The organism is Litoreibacter arenae DSM 19593 (assembly GCF_000442275.2).
Lineage (GTDB): Bacteria > Pseudomonadota > Alphaproteobacteria > Rhodobacterales > Rhodobacteraceae > Litoreibacter > Litoreibacter arenae.
Genome location: NZ_KE557306.1, coordinates 840959 through 857946, shown reverse-complemented (window position 1 = coordinate 857946; position 16988 = coordinate 840959). Strand labels below are relative to the sequence as shown.

General features: G+C 61.3%; 17 protein-coding genes and 1 tRNA gene. 16 read left to right on the top strand and 2 right to left on the bottom strand.

Annotation, left to right across the window (positions count from 1 at the left end; translation table 11 throughout):
- Window positions 1-104 precede the first annotated feature (104 nt).
- Window positions 105-1067 (bottom strand): LysR family transcriptional regulator, encoded by a 963-nt coding sequence (locus tag THALAR_RS04330; protein WP_021100271.1) that lies wholly within the window; start codon window positions 1065-1067, stop codon window positions 105-107.
- A 105-nt stretch (window positions 1068-1172) separates the two neighbouring features.
- Window positions 1173-1262 (bottom strand) — tRNA-Ser (locus THALAR_RS04325).
- 181 nt (window positions 1263-1443) lie between these two features.
- Between THALAR_RS04325 and THALAR_RS04320 the strand changes: the two genes are divergently transcribed.
- From THALAR_RS04320 to THALAR_RS04245, 16 genes are all read left to right on the top strand, one after another.
- Entirely contained in the window at window positions 1444-2265 is an 822-nt protein-coding gene (locus tag THALAR_RS04320; RefSeq protein WP_021100270.1) for a hypothetical protein, read from the top strand.
- Between the two features lie 190 nt (window positions 2266-2455).
- Window positions 2456-3187: a 50S ribosomal protein L21 gene (locus tag THALAR_RS04315; protein ID WP_021100269.1), complete on the top strand. Its 732-nt coding sequence runs from the start codon at window positions 2456-2458 to the stop codon at window positions 3185-3187.
- Between the two features lie 12 nt (window positions 3188-3199).
- Entirely contained in the window at window positions 3200-3469 is a 270-nt protein-coding gene (gene rpmA, locus THALAR_RS04310) for a 50S ribosomal protein L27 (RefSeq protein WP_021100268.1), read from the top strand.
- A gap of 81 nt (window positions 3470-3550) precedes the next feature.
- Window positions 3551-4150 carry a LysE family translocator gene (locus tag THALAR_RS04305; protein ID WP_021100267.1) on the top strand — a complete coding sequence of 200 codons (600 nt, stop codon included), beginning with the start codon at window positions 3551-3553 and terminating at the stop codon, window positions 4148-4150.
- Complete coding sequence (locus tag THALAR_RS04300; RefSeq protein ID WP_021100266.1) at window positions 4150-4686, top strand: GNAT family N-acetyltransferase; 537 nt, start codon at window positions 4150-4152, stop codon at window positions 4684-4686. The genes THALAR_RS04305 and THALAR_RS04300 overlap by 1 nt, the downstream gene beginning before the upstream one ends.
- A gap of 56 nt (window positions 4687-4742) precedes the next feature.
- Entirely contained in the window at window positions 4743-5780 is a 1038-nt protein-coding gene (gene obgE, locus THALAR_RS04295; protein WP_021100265.1) for a GTPase ObgE, read from the top strand.
- Complete coding sequence (gene proB / locus THALAR_RS04290) at window positions 5768-6883, top strand: glutamate 5-kinase (RefSeq protein WP_021100264.1); 1116 nt, start codon at window positions 5768-5770, stop codon at window positions 6881-6883. The genes obgE and proB overlap by 13 nt, the downstream gene beginning before the upstream one ends.
- Window positions 6884-6901: 18 nt before the next feature.
- Window positions 6902-8167: a glutamate-5-semialdehyde dehydrogenase gene (locus THALAR_RS04285; protein ID WP_021100263.1), complete on the top strand. Its 1266-nt coding sequence runs from the start codon at window positions 6902-6904 to the stop codon at window positions 8165-8167.
- Between the two features lie 20 nt (window positions 8168-8187).
- Complete coding sequence (locus THALAR_RS04280) at window positions 8188-9213, top strand: ATP-binding protein (RefSeq protein WP_021100262.1); 1026 nt, start codon at window positions 8188-8190, stop codon at window positions 9211-9213.
- Window positions 9214-9355: 142 nt separating this feature from the next.
- Window positions 9356-10336, top strand: a complete 981-nt coding sequence (locus THALAR_RS04275) for a PstS family phosphate ABC transporter substrate-binding protein (RefSeq protein ID WP_021100261.1) — start codon at window positions 9356-9358, stop codon at window positions 10334-10336.
- Between the two features lie 61 nt (window positions 10337-10397).
- Entirely contained in the window at window positions 10398-11774 is a 1377-nt protein-coding gene (gene pstC, locus THALAR_RS04270; RefSeq protein ID WP_021100260.1) for a phosphate ABC transporter permease subunit PstC, read from the top strand.
- Window positions 11775-11795: 21 nt separating this feature from the next.
- Window positions 11796-13565, top strand: a complete 1770-nt coding sequence (pstA, locus tag THALAR_RS18025; RefSeq protein ID WP_211264783.1) for a phosphate ABC transporter permease PstA — start codon at window positions 11796-11798, stop codon at window positions 13563-13565.
- A 41-nt stretch (window positions 13566-13606) separates the two neighbouring features.
- Window positions 13607-14371 carry a phosphate ABC transporter ATP-binding protein PstB gene (gene pstB, locus THALAR_RS04260; protein ID WP_245622345.1) on the top strand — a complete coding sequence of 255 codons (765 nt, stop codon included), beginning with the start codon at window positions 13607-13609 and terminating at the stop codon, window positions 14369-14371.
- A 12-nt stretch (window positions 14372-14383) separates the two neighbouring features.
- Entirely contained in the window at window positions 14384-15103 is a 720-nt protein-coding gene (gene phoU / locus THALAR_RS04255; RefSeq protein ID WP_021100257.1) for a phosphate signaling complex protein PhoU, read from the top strand.
- A gap of 1 nt (window position 15104) precedes the next feature.
- Entirely contained in the window at window positions 15105-15791 is a 687-nt protein-coding gene (phoB, locus tag THALAR_RS04250) for a phosphate regulon transcriptional regulator PhoB (protein ID WP_021100256.1), read from the top strand.
- 166 nt (window positions 15792-15957) lie between these two features.
- Window positions 15958-16956: an IS30 family transposase gene (locus tag THALAR_RS04245; RefSeq protein WP_169788514.1), complete on the top strand. Its 999-nt coding sequence runs from the start codon at window positions 15958-15960 to the stop codon at window positions 16954-16956.
- Window positions 16957-16988: the final 32 nt, after the last annotated feature.

Here is a 16988-nt window from a genome sequence, read left to right as displayed (position 1 = left end):
CCACTCCATGAACGCAGGACTCTTTCACCGGTCAACTTGAATTCATCTGTTTCGATTATTTCGAAACTGTTTTTCGCCAGAACGCTTGGGTGTTTACCGCATCCTCACTCTTCTATCTCCAGAAGACCGGTCAGCCACGGATATGTGTCGCAGGCCTGGTTGACCACCTCGCGCCGGATAATCTGGCGCAACAAGACGCCAAGCGCCTGCCGCAACGCCTCGTCAAAACTGTCACGCGATACAAGGGCCAGCCTGCGCGAGAAAGCGGGCAGCGGGAGAGGGTGCAACCGGACGCTTGCGGCGAACCGCTGGGCCCGCATGAACCCCAGCGGCGTCAGGATTGACCAGCCCGCGCCGCCAGCGATGACGGCAAGGATCGACTGGGCGGTGTCGAACTCGAACCGGCGTGGCAACTCGATCTGGTTTCGCGCCAGATGCGCCTCGATTTGCTGCCCAATCAGATGGCTTTGATTGAAGCGCAGAAAGGCAAGCTCGCTGCGGCCTGCCAGCAACTCGGCGGGATCGACGTCGAGGTCTTCCGGAGTCGCCAGAACGAACGGATCACGCATGACTTGCAGGCTGGTTGTACCGATGCTGGTGCGTCCGCTGTCGGACACCACCGCAAGGTCGATATCGCCTTTTTGTAGAAGGGCCGTCGCCTGATGGCTCAGGACATTGCAGATTGAAAGCGTGGCGCGTGGCATCTGTTGCGTCAGATAGACCGCAAGCACCGGTGTCACGCTGCTTTCGAACTCCTCCACGATACCAATCCGAAGGGAGCGGGTGCCCAACAGGCCGGAAATTGCCGTGTCGTCAGTTGCACGCCTGATATGAAGCAGCGCCTTTGCAAGATGCTGCAACGCCTGATGCCCCTCGCGTGTTAGGCTGAAGGGGCGCGAGGACCTGTCGAACAGCGTCACACCAAGCTGCTCTTCAAGCCGCGCCAGATGATGCGACACCGAAGAGATGGACAGCTTCATCTCGGCCGCCGCGATCTGCACCGAGCCGGAACGGGCCACCCGCTCAAACGCATCCAGTGCCTGAAGTGATATACGAGGCAGGAACACGCAATTAGGCCCAATAGTTTCGATACAATCGGAACTGTGCTTTAAGCCCACGAACAAGTCAAACTCAGGAAGCCGTCAGCTGCGAGGGCGTTGTTTCTTGGAAGATGGCGGAGAGACAGGGATTCGAACCCTGGGAACCCTCTCGAGCTCAACGGTTTTCGAAACCGTCCCGTTCGACCACTCCGGCACCTCTCCGCAAAGGCTGATTTGTGATCAGGTGGGCGCGGTTTAGCGGGCAAGCACGCGCCTTGCAAGCCCATCTGTGCCGTTTTCCGCCCACGGCACTGCCGCTCGCAATAAATTCACCTGTGCGCCCATTGTGGCAGGCGGGGCACGGGCTTATCCTAACGGTAACTTATACCCAAAGGGATACCTGATGCGCCTTCTGACTGTTACTCTCGCCTCCTTGATACTCAGCGCCTCCGTCGCGTCGGGGCAGACCGCGTCTATGGTCGAGCGGTATTTCAAAGCGCTGGACATGGAAACGGTGTTCGAAGTGCTGCGCGACGAGGGCGTCGCCGCGGGCCAGGACTTGTCCAGCCCCGAAGGCGTGCCGCCGTCGCCCGCATGGACCGCACGGCTGGAGCGTATCTATGACCCCGACAAGGCCAAAGCGTTGTTTCTGGAAGGTATGCAGGGCATCGACGATATAGAAGCATCCGAGGCGGCGCTGGCCTTCTTCGAGGGGGATCTTGGCGCGAAAATCGTCCAGATCGAGATCGACGCCCGCAAAGCGCTCAACTCCGAGGCGGGCGAGGAAGCCGCCGCCGCAAAGGTCGCGGACATTCGCGACGAGGATCCGTCCCTCTACCTGATGTATCAGGAATTCATCAAGGTGAACGGGCTGGTGGAAAGCAACGTCGCCGGGGCCTTGAACTCCAATCTCGCATTCTATCGCGGGATGGCGACGAACGAGGATTACTCCGAAGGGTTGTCAGAAAGCTTCATGCTGAATTCCGTCTGGGAGCAGGAGCCGAAAATCCGGCAAGAGATGGAGGAGTGGACGATCAATTTCTCCGCCGTCGCCTATAGTGCCCTGACCAAGGCAGAGCTTCAGCGCTATATCGACATCTCGAAAACTCCGGCCGGGCAGCGCCTGAATACGGTCCTGTTTGCGGGATTCGACAAGATGTTCGAACATCAAAGCTACGAGTTGGGCCGCGCCACCGCCGAGTTCATGATCGGCGAGGACACTTAAGGGCGCATAGGCGCTTTTGGGCTGTTGACAGCGAGGCGCAATTCCAACATAAGCCCGCATCTGCGCATGATGCGTAGATTTTGCAATGTCGTCCCGATCCGGGGGCGCGCTGTCCGAGGTGGCCCGAACGGGCCCATGAACGCCGCGAAATGCGGGGCCACAGGACGCGGAAGATAAAAGGGTATGCGATATGTTCGCGGTTCTGAAAACCGGCGGCAAGCAGTATAAGGTCGCCTCTGGCGACGTTCTGCGCGTCGAAAAGCTGGACGCCGCCGCTGGCGATAAAGTCCAATTCAACGAAATTCTGATGGTCGGCGGCACCGTGGGTGCGCCATTGGTCGAAGATGCAGGCGTTCAGGCCGAAGTCATCGACCAGATCAAAGGCGTCAAGACGATCAACTTCGTCAAGCGTCGCCGTAAGCACTCGTCCAAGCGCACCAAGGGCCACCGTCAGCAACTGACGCTGCTGCGCATCACCGACATCCTTGAGAAGGGTGCGGGCAAATCGGGCATCAAAGCCGCCGTTGGCGGTGCAGGTCTGGCACTGGCATCCGTGACCGAGGGTCGCTATGCCAAGAACAAGACCGACCAGGCCGAGATGAAAAAGCGCGTGGAAGAGGGTGAGGCCAAGGCCAAATCCGCAACCAAGACGAAGAAAGAGGCCGCTCCCAAGAAGGAAGCTGCACCGAAGAAAGCCGCGCCCAAGAAGGCCGCCGCGAAATCCGAAGGCGGCGACGATCTGAAACAGCTGTCGGGCGTTGGCCCCGCGCTGGAGAAGAAGCTGCTTGAGGCTGGCGTTACGACCTTTGCCCAAATCGCGGCATGGACGGAATCGGACGTGGCTGATATGGACGAGAAACTGTCCTTCAAAGGCCGGATCGAGCGTGAAGGCTGGATCGAGCAAGCCAAGAAGCTGGCATAAGGAGACTACGAGATGGCACATAAAAAAGCAGGTGGTTCATCCCGCAACGGCCGCGACTCAGCTGGTCGCCGCCTTGGTGTGAAGAAATTCGGCGGCGAGACCGTGGTCCCCGGTAACATCATCGTGCGTCAGCGCGGCACCAAGAAGTGGCCGGGCGAGGGCGTCGGCATGGGCCGCGACCACACGATCTTCGCAACCGTCGAAGGCAACGTGAAGTTCCACAAAGGCCTGAAAGGCCGCACCTTCGTCTCGATCGTCCCGGTGGCGGAGGCCGCCGAGTAACCGAGACCCACAAGGTTTGAAAAATTTGAGGGATCGGTTGAAAAGCCGGTCCCTTTTTCTTTTGATACGTTAGGGCCGCTCATGAGCGTCGCCGCTGCATCATTCGCCATATTCGCCGCCTCGCAGGTCGGCACGCCGGGGCCGGCAAACATGGCCCTGCTGGCAACGGGTGCGCGCTATGGCCTGCGCACGGCGCTGCCCTTCGTGGCAGGTGTGGCCCTTGGCAAGCAACTGGTAATCTGGCCCGTGGGGTTTGGCCTGATGCAACTGGCCGAAAGCGCCCCTTGGGTGTTCGTGACGCTTAAGTGGATATCCGCCGCGTATATTATTTGGCTGGCGTGGAGGGTGGCAAATCTGCGGCTGGATACCAATATAGAGGCCAAGGCGCCCGGTTTTGCCGCCGGTCTGATCGTCCATCCGCTGAACCCCAAAGCGTGGGCGATGATTACCGCCGGATTTACCGCGTTCACCGCGCCCGGGACGCCTAGTCTTGAGGCAACGGCGGTGATCGCCATGATTTTGCTAGGTGTGCAACTTATTTTGCACCCGATTTGGACATATGCAGGGGAGCGCATCGCGCGCAGCGTCGCCGGGACTCCGGCGGAAAGATATTTGATGTGGACCTTGGCGGCGCTCACCGTTGCCAGCGTTCTGTTTGTTCTATTTGCGGGAGGCAAATGATGAGTTTTGTAGGCACCTACACCCAGCCGGTTATCGAGGCGGACGGTTTTGTGTTGCGACCTGTACGTCGGGAGGATGGCGGCCAGATCGGCCTTTATGCGGGTGACGCGCGGATCGCCAAGGGCACCTCGGCCATTCCGCATCCATTGCCCCCCGGCACGACCGAGAATTTCGTCGAGCGGTGCCTCGCGGAAGACCGCACCGAAGATGTCTGGGTGATCGACCCGTCGGAGGACCGCTCGCAAGTTCTTGGCCTTATCAGATTGACCCGCATGGACCGCGAGCAGTCGGAAATCGGGTATTGGGTCGCGCCGCAGCTGTGGAACAACGGCTTTGCCTCCAAGGCGGTCGGGGCCTTGGTGGCGGCAAACCCTCAAGCCTGCCGCACGCTGTTCGGGTCGGTGTTTCAGGACAATCCGGCCTCGGCGCGGGTGCTGACAAACGCGGGCTTCGAGTATATCGGCGACGCGGAAAGCTATTCGGTGGCTCGGGACACGACCGTGCCGACATGGACCTATATCAAGAAGCTGGATTGAGCGCAGCGGTCGGGTGCGGTAAGGCAACATGACCGCGCTAGAAAAGGCCAAAGACGATGAAATTCCTCGACCTGACCAAGGTATATGTCCGCTCCGGCAGCGGCGGCAGCGGCAGCATCAGCTTCCGCCGCGAGAAATATATCGAATTTGGCGGCCCTGACGGCGGTGACGGCGGCAAGGGCGGCGACGTGATCGCCGAGGCTGTCGACGGGCTGAACACGCTGATCGACTTCCGCTACCAGCAGCACTTCTTTGCGAAATCGGGGCAAGGCGGCATGGGCCAGCAGCGCACCGGCAAGAGCGGCGATGACATCATCTTACGGGTGCCTGTCGGCACCGAAATCCTTGACGAGGACGAAGAGACGGTAATCGCCGACCTCACCGAAGTGGGCCAGCGCGTCGTGCTGGCCAAGGGCGGCAATGGCGGCTGGGGCAACCTGCACTTCAAATCAGCCACCAACCAGGCACCGCGCCGCGCCAATCCGGGCCAGCCGGGGGTGGAGCGGACGCTATGGCTGCGTCTGAAGCTGATCGCCGATGCGGGGCTTCTGGGCCTGCCCAATGCGGGCAAATCCACCTTTCTGGCGGCATCTTCCAACGCCCGCCCCAAGATCGCCGACTATCCGTTTACCACACTGCATCCTAATCTTGGCGTGGTCGGCGTGGACAACGCCGAATTCGTCATGGCCGACATTCCCGGCCTGATCGCCGGCGCGTCGGAAGGAAAGGGCATCGGTGACCGCTTCCTTGGCCATGTGGAGCGTTGCTCGGTCCTGCTGCACCTGATCGACGGCAGTTCCGACACGGTAGCGGAAGATTACGAGACGGTCATTCAGGAACTCGAAGCTTATGGCGGCGAGCTGGCGAATAAGCCGCGCGTCACGGCGCTCAACAAGATCGACGCGCTGGATGATGACGAGCGCGCGGAGAAAAAGGCAGAGCTTGAGGCCGCCTGCGGCTGCGAGGTTCTGCTGATGTCCGGCGTGTCCCGCGAGGGGCTGACGGAAGTGCTGCGCGCGGTGCGTGCCGAAATTCAGGAGGATCGCCTGCGCCTTGTCAAAGCAAGCGAGGAGCCTGAGCCGTGGCGTCCGTAAGATCGGTTCAGGATGCCCGCAGGGTCGTCGTCAAGATCGGCTCGGCGCTGTTGGTGGACCGTCAGACCGGCGCGTTGCGCGAGGACTGGCTGCGCGCGCTGGCCCGCGACGTGCTGCGTCTGAAGCAACGTTCGCAGGATGTGGTTCTGGTGTCGTCCGGCTCTATCGCGCTTGGGCGCACGGTGCTGGGGCTGGGGTCCGGCCCGTTGCCGCTGGAACAGTCGCAGGCCGCAGCCGCCGTCGGCCAGATCCGGCTGGCCCGCGCCTACGAGGATGCGCTCGCACCTCACGACATCACCACGGCGCAGGTGCTTGTCACCCTTGAGGACAGCCGCGACCGCCGCCGCTACCTCAATTCCCGCGCCACAATGGAACAGCTCTTGAGCATGGGCGTCGTGCCCATCGTCAACGAGAACGACACCGTCGCCACCGATGAAATCCGCTATGGCGACAATGACCGTCTTGCCGCGCAGGTGGCGGTGACCGTGGGTGCCGATCTGCTGGTGTTGCTGTCCGATGTGGACGGGCTCTACACCGCCAATCCGAACACGGACCCCACCGCAATACGGCTGGAGGTCATCAACGAGATCACCCCTGAGATCGAGGCTATGGCAGGCGATGCGGGCTCCGGCCTGTCCAAAGGCGGGATGAAAACCAAGGTGATGGCCGCCAAGACCGCGATGGCGGGTGGTGCCGCGCTGGTGATCACCGAAGGCTCCGTCGCGGCCCCGTTGCAGGCGCTGGAGAACGGCGCGAATGCCAGCTGGTTCATCTCCGACATGGACCCGCAACAGGCCCGCAAGCGCTGGATCTCCGCGATGAAGCCGCAAGGGGCGTTGCAACTGGACGATGGTGCGGTCGCAGCCCTCGGGCGGGGCAAATCCCTGCTGCCCGCAGGTGTGACGCGCATTACCGGCCAATTCGAGCGTGGCGATCCTGTGTCCTTGCTGCGCTCTGACGGGGCTGCGATCGGTGTCGGCCTGTCCCGCTACACGGCGGAGGAGGCGGAGCTTCTAAAGGGCCACCAATCCTCCGAGATCGAAGATATCCTTGGCTACCCCGGCCGCGCCGCCCTTGTGCACCGCGACGACATGGTGCTGTAACTCACGAAAGCCGATGACATGACCGACGACCAGAACATCCCCGCCCTGATGGCTGAAATCGGCCGCAAAGCCCGCGCCGCCGCAGCCGAGCTGTCTTTCACCAGCGCGGAGCGCAAACACGCGGCGCTCATCAGCGCGTCGGAGGCGGTTTGGGAGAACCGTGCCAAGATCATTGAGGCCAACAAGCTGGACATGGAATACGGCCGCGAGAAGGGCCTGTCGCCCGCAATGATGGACCGCCTGATGCTGGACGAGGACCTCATCCGCGCCATGAAGGACGGGCTGCGCACGGTGGCCGACCAGATCGACCCGGTGGGCGAGGTGATCGCGGAATGGGACATGGCGTCGGGCCTGCATATCAAGCGGGTGCGCACGCCATTGGGCGTGATCGGGGTGATCTATGAAAGCCGCCCGAATGTGACCGCCGATGCGGGCGCGCTGTGCCTCAAGGCAGGCAACGCGGTGATTTTGCGGGGCGGCTCGGAGGGGTTCAACTCGTCGCGCGCCATTCATGCCTGTCTGGTTAAGGGCTTGCGCGACGCGAAGCTGCCAGAGGACGCCATTCAACTGGTGCCCACCCGCGACCGCGCGGCGGTGTCGGAAATGCTGAAAATGACCGACCATATCGACGTGATCGTGCCGCGCGGCGGCAAGGGGCTGGTGGGTCTGGTGCAGCGCGAGGCCCGCGTGCCGGTTTTCGCCCATCTCGAAGGCATCGTGCATATTTATATCGACAAGGATGCCGACCCGGTCAAAACCCTCAACGTGGTCCTGAACGCCAAGACCCGGCGCACCGGCATTTGCGGCGCGGCGGAATGTCTGCTGATCCATGAGGACGTCGCCGACACGATCGGGCAGGGGGTGATCCGCGCGCTTATGGACAAGGGCGTGACCGTGGATGCGGATATGAAGCTGGCCGGCATCGACGGCACGACGCCCGCAACGGATGAACATTGGGGGCGTGAATTCCTCGACATGGAAATCGCCGCCAAGACCGTTGCCAACGTGGAGGAGGCGATGGACCATATCCGGCAATACGGCTCCAGCCACACCGATTGTATCATGACCGAGGATCAGGCGACCGCGGACCTGTTCCTGTCCCGCCTTGATAGCGCGATCCTGATGCACAACGCCTCGACCCAGTTTGCGGACGGGGGCGAGTTCGGCATGGGCGCGGAGATCGGCATCGCGACGGGCAAGATGCATGCGCGCGGGCCGGTCGGGGCGGAGCAGTTGACCAGTTTCAAGTACATCGTCACCGGCAACGGCACCGTGCGCGACTAGTGATCTAGGGGGCGGGGGCGATGACGGTTGAAGCAGTTCTAGAGGCCGTGCCGCTACCGGTTCTGATTCTCAATTCCGACCATCGCATCACCCTCGCCAACAGCGCCTCAACCGATCTGTTCGGGCGGAATGTGACCGGTGAGAACGGGGTTGGCGTGCTCCGGCAGGCGGCCGCGCTGGATGCGGTGGAGCGGTGCCTGACTGAAGGCCAACAATCCAGCGCGCGGTTCGTGCTGTCCGGCCAGTCAGGGGCGCACATCTTCACCCTGCGCGCGCATCCTTTGCCGGACCACCGTGCGTTGCTCAGTTTCGAGGACCGTTCGCAGCATGAAGACAGCGAGGCCATGCGGCGGGATTTCGTCGCCAATATAAGCCACGAGCTGCGCACGCCGCTGACTAGTCTCATGGGGTTCATCGAAACGCTGCGCGGTCCCGCCCGCGACGACCCCGACGCGCAAGAGCGGTTTCTGGAGATCATGGAGCACGAAGCCCAGCGGATGAGCCGCATGGTCACCGACCTGCTGTCACTGTCCCGCGTCGAGGTGGACGAGCGCATCCGTCCGCGCGATCAGGTGGATCTGTCGAGCGTCCTGCGTTCGGTCATCGCCACGTTGGAAGGTAAGCTGTCAGACGCCGGTGTCACCGTCTCGGCCCCTGATCTGGACGCCAGAGCGCTCATTCGGGGCGACCGCGACCAGCTTATCCAGCTGTTTCTGAACCTGCTGGAGAACGCGATCAAGTATGGTGGCGCTGGCAAGGTGATCCATATCGCAATACGGCGGCTGGAGCGTGACCCAACTCTGCGCCAAGCGGCCATTCAAGTCGACATCCGCGACGAGGGCGAGGGAATCGACCCGCTTCACATTCCCCGCCTGACGGAGCGGTTTTACCGCGTGGACGACCACCGGTCGCGCGACATGGGTGGCACCGGACTGGGACTGGCGATTGTGAAACATATCGTCAACCGGCACCGCGGACGCTTGAAAATCGCCTCAGAACAAGGTGTTGGAAGCTGCTTCTCAATTATCTTTCCTGATGAGGTCTGAATAAAATTCGGGCTGCACCTTCGGTTGTCATGAAACCGTTACGAAACCTTCACAAAAGGTCAGCACGGCGTCTCTAGACCGCCGGTCATGCGCTGCCACCAAGGGGGTGGGGGCGCGCACATGACACCAAAGGAGTGACCTTATGTCGTTCGTCAAAACCGTGGCCTCTGCCGCAATCCTCGCCGCTGCTGCCACTGCCGCAGATGCACGCGACCAGATCCGCATTGTCGGCTCGTCCACCGTATTCCCGTTTTCCACGGCCGTTGCCGAACAATTCGGCCGCTCGACTGATTTCCAGACGCCCGTGGTCGAAGCCACCGGCTCCGGCGGCGGGCTGAAGCTGTTTTGCGCAGGCGTCGGCACCGAGCATCCCGACATCACCAACGCATCGCGCCGCATGAAGGCGAAGGAATTCAAGCTTTGCGCCGACAATGGTGTGACAGAAGTGACCGAGGCCATCATCGGCTATGACGGCATCGTCATCGCCAACGCCAAGGGCGGCCCCGTCCTGAACGTCACCCGCGAACAACTGGTCACGGCACTTGCCGCCCAAGGCCCGCTGCCTGAAATGTGGTCCGACGTCGACCCGTCACTTCCCGCCATCAAGATCGAGGTGCTTGGCCCGCCCCCATCCTCCGGCACCCGCGACGCGTTCGAGGAACTTGTCATGCATGAAGGCTGCGACGGCGCGGGCATTGCGTGTGAAGGCATCACCATCCGCGAGGACGGCGCCTTTATCGAAGCAGGCGAGAACGACAATCTGATCGTCTCCAAGCTGGAAGCCAACCCCAACGCGATCGGCGTGTTCGGCTTCTCGTTCCTCGACCAGAACTCGGACGTGCTGCAAGGCTCCAGCGTCGACGGGGTCGAGCCTAGCTTCGACAACATCGCAGATGGCGCCTATCCGGTGTCCCGCTCGCTCTACTTCTACATCAAGAACGCGCATGTGGGCGTGATCCCCGGCCTGCACGAGTTTGCGGACGAGTTTATGTCCGACGCGGCTGCCGGTGAAGAGGGCTACTTGGTCGACAAGGGCCTGATCCCGCTGCCGGAAGACGCGTTCGGGACCGTCTCGGGCAATGTCAAATCGCTGACTGCGATGACGGGCAACGAGTGGAACTAGACGAAAACGCGGTGCAGGGGCGGCATCTCGCTGCCCCTGCACCAGTCCTTCGGGGGAACGGATGCTGACACTGACCTTCTTTGCGATCCTCGCGCTGGCGCTGGTGTTTTTCGTCGTCGGGCGCAGCCGGGCGGTGGCTGTGGTGCGCGGGGACGTGCGCCTGCTGCATTCACGCCCGAATTTCCACGGCACGCTGGCCATGCTGATCTCCGCGATTTGCGGCATCGCGATGCTGGTGGTCGTCGGTTCGCTTTGGGCCGCATGGCTGGAGCGCGACCTGATGGCCGCGATCCTGAACGCCGACCAGAACCTGTCCGCCATCGAGGCCGAACTGGTCCTGTCCGACGCGCGTGCGCTCGCATCCGGCGGCATTGCCTCCAAGACCGACCCGCTGCGCGAAGGCATCGCCGCGCAGGTGGCAAGCAAGGACGCATGGCTGAAATGGGGCACCATCGCCCTGTCCATGCTGTTTGCCATCGCGGGCGGCATCTGGGCCTTGCGCAGCATCGCGCCAGACTGGCGCGCGCGCAACCGGTCGGAGACCATCATCCGCCGCATCCTGATGCTGACCGCCGCCATCGCGGTGCTGACCACTGTGGGCATCGTCCTGTCTCTGATTTTCGAGACGATAAACTTCTTCAACAACATTGACTGGCAGATCCACAAGTTCCTGTTCGGCACCACATGGTCGCCGCTGTCCGGTGTGCAGGCGGGTAAGCTGGACCCCGAAAAGGTCGGTGCCGTGCCGCTGTTTGCAGGCACGTTGATGATTACCGTCATCGCCATGCTGGTCGCCGTTCCGGTGGGGTTGTTATCCGCAGTTTACCTGTCCGATTTCGCCAGCCCCCGTGTCCGTGCGTGGGCCAAGCCGATGCTGGAGCTGCTGGCCGGTATTCCCACCGTCGTCTACGGCTTCTTCGCCGCAATCACGCTGGCGCCGTCCATCCGCAACTCCGGCGAGGCGATCGGGCTGACCATCGCGTCCGAGAGCGCATTGGCGGCGGGCATCGTCATGGGGATCATGATTATTCCCTTTATCTCCTCGCTCAGCGATGACGTCATCAACGCCGTGCCGCAGAGCTTGCGCGACGGCTCCTACGGGTTGGGGGCGACCAAGGCGGAAACCATCCGTCAGGTCGTGCTGCCCGCCGCCTTGCCCGGCATTGTCTCCGCCGTGCTGCTGGGCGTGTCCCGCGCGGTGGGCGAGACGATGATCGTAGTGATGGCCGCAGGACAGGGGGCGAACCTGACCGCCAACCCGCTGGAGGCCGTGACGACCGTGACCGTGCAAATCGTCATGCTGATTACCGGCGACACCGAAGCCTCCACCGCCGCTGGCCCCGCTTTCACCTTGGGTTTCACGCTGTTCTGCGTGACCTTGCTGATGAACATCGCGGCGCAACGCGTGGTGCGCAAATACCGCGAACTGTATGACTAGGGGCTGGCTACAATGGTTGATATGACGACACTCAGCGGGCGCCACGGGGATGCCGCCTCGACCAAGCGCGTTCGCAAGCGCCGCGCCGCCGAGACGCGGCTGAAGGCTTACGGCATCATCGCGCTGTCACTGGCGGCGGCGGCGTTGATTGCGCTTCTGGGCTCTGTGTTCACCAAGGCAGGGGGTGCATTAACCGAAACCTACCTGACGCTGCCGATCACTCTGGAGGCATCCAAAATCGACCCTGACGGCACGGGCAATCCCAAGATCATCCGCCGCGCTGATTTCTCGGGGCTGACCAAGGATATGCTGAAAGAACAGTTCCCCAACGCCAAGGGCCGCACGACACGGCGCGAGCTGTATGACCTGACCTCGTCCGGTGCCGCGTTCGAGTTGGCCGACAAGGTGGCCGCCGACCCGTCGCTGGTGGGCCAGACCATCGACTACCCGTTCCTCGCCTCCGATGTGACCGATCTGTATCTGAAAGGTGCGTTCGGGGAGCTGGTATCGAAGCCGGTCACAGGCAATCTGACGCTTTCCCGAAATGGGGACACCTACCTTGTGTCCTCGACCGCCGATGACTTTTCCAAAGCGCTGGATCGCGTGAAGGAGGGCTTGGTCGCCGAGGCCGCCAAGCTGCGCGGTCAGGCGCGGTTGCAGGACAATGGCGTAGTGGAATTCAGGCGACGCGCCGAAGTGGCAGACACCGCCGAGGAGCGGGAGAAGAACGAAAGGCTGGCCGAGGCCCGCGCCGCCGCCCGTGATGCGCTATTGGCACAGGCGGACGATCTGGAGACCCGTGCCGCCGCAGAAGGCGGTGACGAGGTGCTGGACGAAAACAACCGTTCGGTGCTGATAAGCGTGGCGGGAGGCTGGCTCAAGATGACCCGCATCACACCGAACGGTGGTCTGGCCGAGGCCGTCGTACCGATGGAGCGCGCGGTGGAGGCAACGAACGCGTGGGGTCTTCACACCACCGACCTGCCGGAAGCGTCGCGTAAAGTTTCCGATAACCAGATCATCTGGATCGAGCAGCTCAAGGCGCAGGGCAGGGTGGATGTGGTGTTCAACACCCGCTTCTTCACCGCAGGCGACAGCCGCGAGCCGGAACTGGCGGGCATCTGGGGGGCGGTCGCAGGATCGTTCTGGACGATGCTTGTCACCTTCCTGCTGGCCTTCCCCACGGGCGTTCTGGCGGCGATCTACCTTGAGGAATTCGCACCGAAAAACAAGCTGACGGATTTCGTGGAGGTCAATATCAACAACCTCGCCGCCGTGCCGTCCATCGTGTTCGGCCTCTTGGGCTTGTCAGTGTTCCTTGGCGTCTTCGGCGTGCCGCGCTCCGCACCCTTGGCGGGCGGCATTGTGCTGGCGCTGATGACGCTGCCCACGATCATCATCGCCGCACGGGCCGCGATCCGTGCGGTGCCGCCATCAATCCGCGATGCCGCCGTGGGCCTTGGCGCGTCACCGTTGCAATGCACGTTCCATCATGTGCTGCCGCTCGCCATGCCCGGCATCCTGACCGGCACGATTATCGGCATGGCGCAAGCCTTGGGCGAAACCGCGCCGCTGATCATGATCGGCATGGTGGCGTTCATCGTGGATATCCCCGGCTCCATCACCGATAGCGCGTCGGTTCTGCCGGTGCAGGTGTTCCGCTGGTCCGACTTCCCCGAACGCGCGTTCGAGGCCCGCACATCCGCAGCGATCTGCGTGCTGCTGTTCTTCCTCGTGGTGATGAACGCCATCGCCGTGATCCTGCGCAAACGATTTGAAAGACGGTGGTAGACATGCTCGATACAACCCAGACCCTTTTGACGGAGCGGACCATGTCCAAAGATATCAAGATCAGCGCCAAGGGCGTGGACGTGTTCTACGGCGATACCCATGCGATCAAGAACGTCGACATTGAGATCGAAAACAAGGCCGTGACTGCTTTCATCGGGCCTTCGGGTTGTGGCAAATCCACCTTCCTGCGCTGCATCAACCGGATGAACGACACGATTGATATCTGCCGCGTGACCGGGGACATCCTGCTGGAGGGGCAAGACATCTACGCCAAGTCCGTCGACCCCGTGCAGCTGCGCGCCCGTGTCGGCATGGTGTTTCAGAAGCCGAACCCGTTCCCGAAGTCAATCTATGACAATGTGGCCTATGGTCCGACGATCCACGGCTTGGCGAAGAGCAAAGCGGAACTGGATGAAATCGTTGAGCAATCCCTGCGCCGCGCCGCGATCTGGGATGAGGTGAAGGACCGTCTGCACCAGCCCGGCACCGGCCTGTCAGGCGGTCAACAGCAGCGCCTGTGCATCGGCCGCGCCATCGCCACAGCGCCCGAGGTGTTGCTGATGGACGAGCCATGTTCGGCCCTTGATCCCATCGCGACGGCGCAGGTTGAGGAATTGATCGACGACCTCCGGCAGAACTACACTGTGGTCATCGTAACCCATTCGATGCAACAGGCCGCGCGGGTCAGCCAGAAGACGGCGTTCTTTCACTTGGGCCATGTTGTGGAATATGGCGATACGAACAAGATTTTCACGAACCCCGAAGACAGCCGGACCGAGAGTTACATCACCGGACGGATCGGGTAGGGAGTAGGGAATATGATGGACCAGGAACATATCGCCTCCGCCTATGACCGCGACCTTGATCGCGTTCAGTCACTGATTATGCGGATGGGTGGCATGGTGGAAACGGCCATTTCTGATGCTGCGCGCGCGCTGGAGATGCGCGACACCGAGTTGGCGGATCAGGTCCGCGCCAATGACAAGCTGATAGACGCGCTGGAAGAGCAAATCGCCTCCGAGGTTGCCCGCGTCATCGCGGTGCGCTCGCCAACTGCCGGAGATCTTCGCACCGTGCTGTCTGTGCTGAAAATATCGGGTAACCTGGAACGCATGGGTGACTACGCTAAAAACCTCGGCAAACGAACGTCCGTGCTGTCGGAGATGCCCGCAATCAGCGGTAGCGGCGGCGCGTTGCGACGTATGACGCAGCTGGTAAACGTCATGCTCAAAGACGCGCTAGACGCCTATATCCAGCGCGACGTGGAATTGGCCGAAGACGTACGCCAACGCGACGCTGACGTAGATCAGATGTACAATGCGCTGTTCCGCGAGTTCCTGACCCATATGATGGAAGACCCGCGCAACATCACGGCCTGTATGCACTTGCATTTCATAGCAAAAAACGTCGAACGCATGGGTGACCACGTCACCTCGATCTGCGAGCAGGTCATCTATCTCGTTGATGGTGAACTGCCTGAAGACGACCGCTTGAAGCAGGACCGGACCTCCTACGACATCTCCGTGAGCAAGGTTTAAGATGTCCCTCCAACCAATTGTTCTTGTTGTGGAAGACGACCCCGCACAGCGGGAGGTTCTGGCCTACAACATTCGCGCCGAAGGCTATGTGGTTGAAACAGCCGAAAATGGCGACGAAGCGCTGCTGATGGTGCAGGAACATGCGCCCGATGTGGTGGTGCTGGACTGGATGCTGCCGAAAGTCTCCGGTATCGAGATTTGCCGCCAGATCAAGGCCAAGATCGAGAGCCGCGAGACGCCGGTAATCATGCTGTCGGCACGATCCGAGGAAGTCGACCGCGTCCGCGGACTCGAGATCGGTGCCGATGATTACGTCGTGAAACCATATTCAGTCGCTGAGCTTCTGGCGCGTATCCGCACACAACTGCGCCGCTCGCGACCTTCAGCGGTCGGTCAAAGGCTTGAGTTCGGAGATGTGGTTCTCGATGTGCAGGAGCATCGGGTCTTTAGAGGGAGCACACAACTCAAACTCGGTCCGACCGAATTCCGGCTGCTGGCCACGTTCATGGAACGCCCCGGACGGGTCTGGTCACGCGAACAACTTCTCGATCGCGTTTGGGGCCGTGATATCTACATCGACACACGCACTGTCGACGTCCATGTCGGACGGCTTCGCAAAGTGCTATGCTCCACAGGCGGCTCGGATCCGCTGCGTACAGTGCGTGGCGCGGGCTACGCGTTAGGCTGATTAGTTTCGTTTTAAAACAAAGACATGTGCCATTTACTTAAGTTGCTCCATATTTCTAGAAAGTTTTGATTTACATAATACTGATTATTAGAACTAGCCGCCTTTGTAGGGGCACATTCTAAACTGGGTTGCGACAAATCCCCTATCTTGCTGGAAAGCAAGGAGAATGGAGATGACCCATATGGAGCTGGATTTGCGTGAGAGACGCGCAATTGAGGATATGCTGAACGCGAAGATGCCTGTCGCCAAGATTGCAATCGAGATCGGCAGGCATCGCTCAACCGTCTACCGCGAGATCAAGCGCAACTCTTTCACAGACGAAGAGCTGCCGTATCTGAATGGCTACTATGGGGTGACTGCCCAGAAGTCAGCTTCGGATCGTCGCGCGCGGCGCCGGAAATTGATACGGCCCGATGGGTTGCGTGAAGCGGTAATCGACCGCCTCAAAGAAGGTTGGTCTCCCGAGCAGATTGCCGGACGTCTTGGGTTCGAAGGCCACGCTATCCGCGTCAGCCATGAAACGATCTATGCCCATGTCTACAGTCGCGAAGGTCAATCCGAAGCGCTGGCGCGGTATCTGCCCAGCCGTCGCAAGAAACGCAAACCGCGTTACGCCAGACGGTCGCGGGGCCTTGTATTTCCGCCGGACCGGTCGATCCATGAACGCCCGGAACACGTGAAGACGCGCGAGACATTCGGTGACTGGGAGGGTGATTTGATGATCTTCGAGCGCGCTCAAGGCAATGCGAACGTCGCCTCGCTGGTCGAGCGAAAGACCCGTTTTGCCGTCTTGTTCCGCAACAACGACCGCAGCACGACGCATCTGATGAACCGGCTGATGGACGTCATGGTACCGCTGCCCCTGCCCGCGCGCCGCTCAATCACCTTCGACAGGGGGATCGAGTTCCGGAACTGGCGCAAGCTGAAGCCGGGGATCGGCACCGAAGCCTGGTTCTGTGACCCGCAAGCCCCCTGGCAGAAGGGATCGGTCGAGAACCTGAACAAGCGGGCGCGCCGATACTTGCCCCGCAACACTCAGCTCGCGACGCTCTCAAATCGCTATATAAAGGCGATTTGCGAGCGCCTGAACGGCACACCCAGAAAGTGCCTGGGATGGCGCACCCCAACGGAAGCTTTCACAGAAGAAATGATAAAACTGAGATAGAGGAATCTGTCGCAACGAGACTTGAGCCTTCA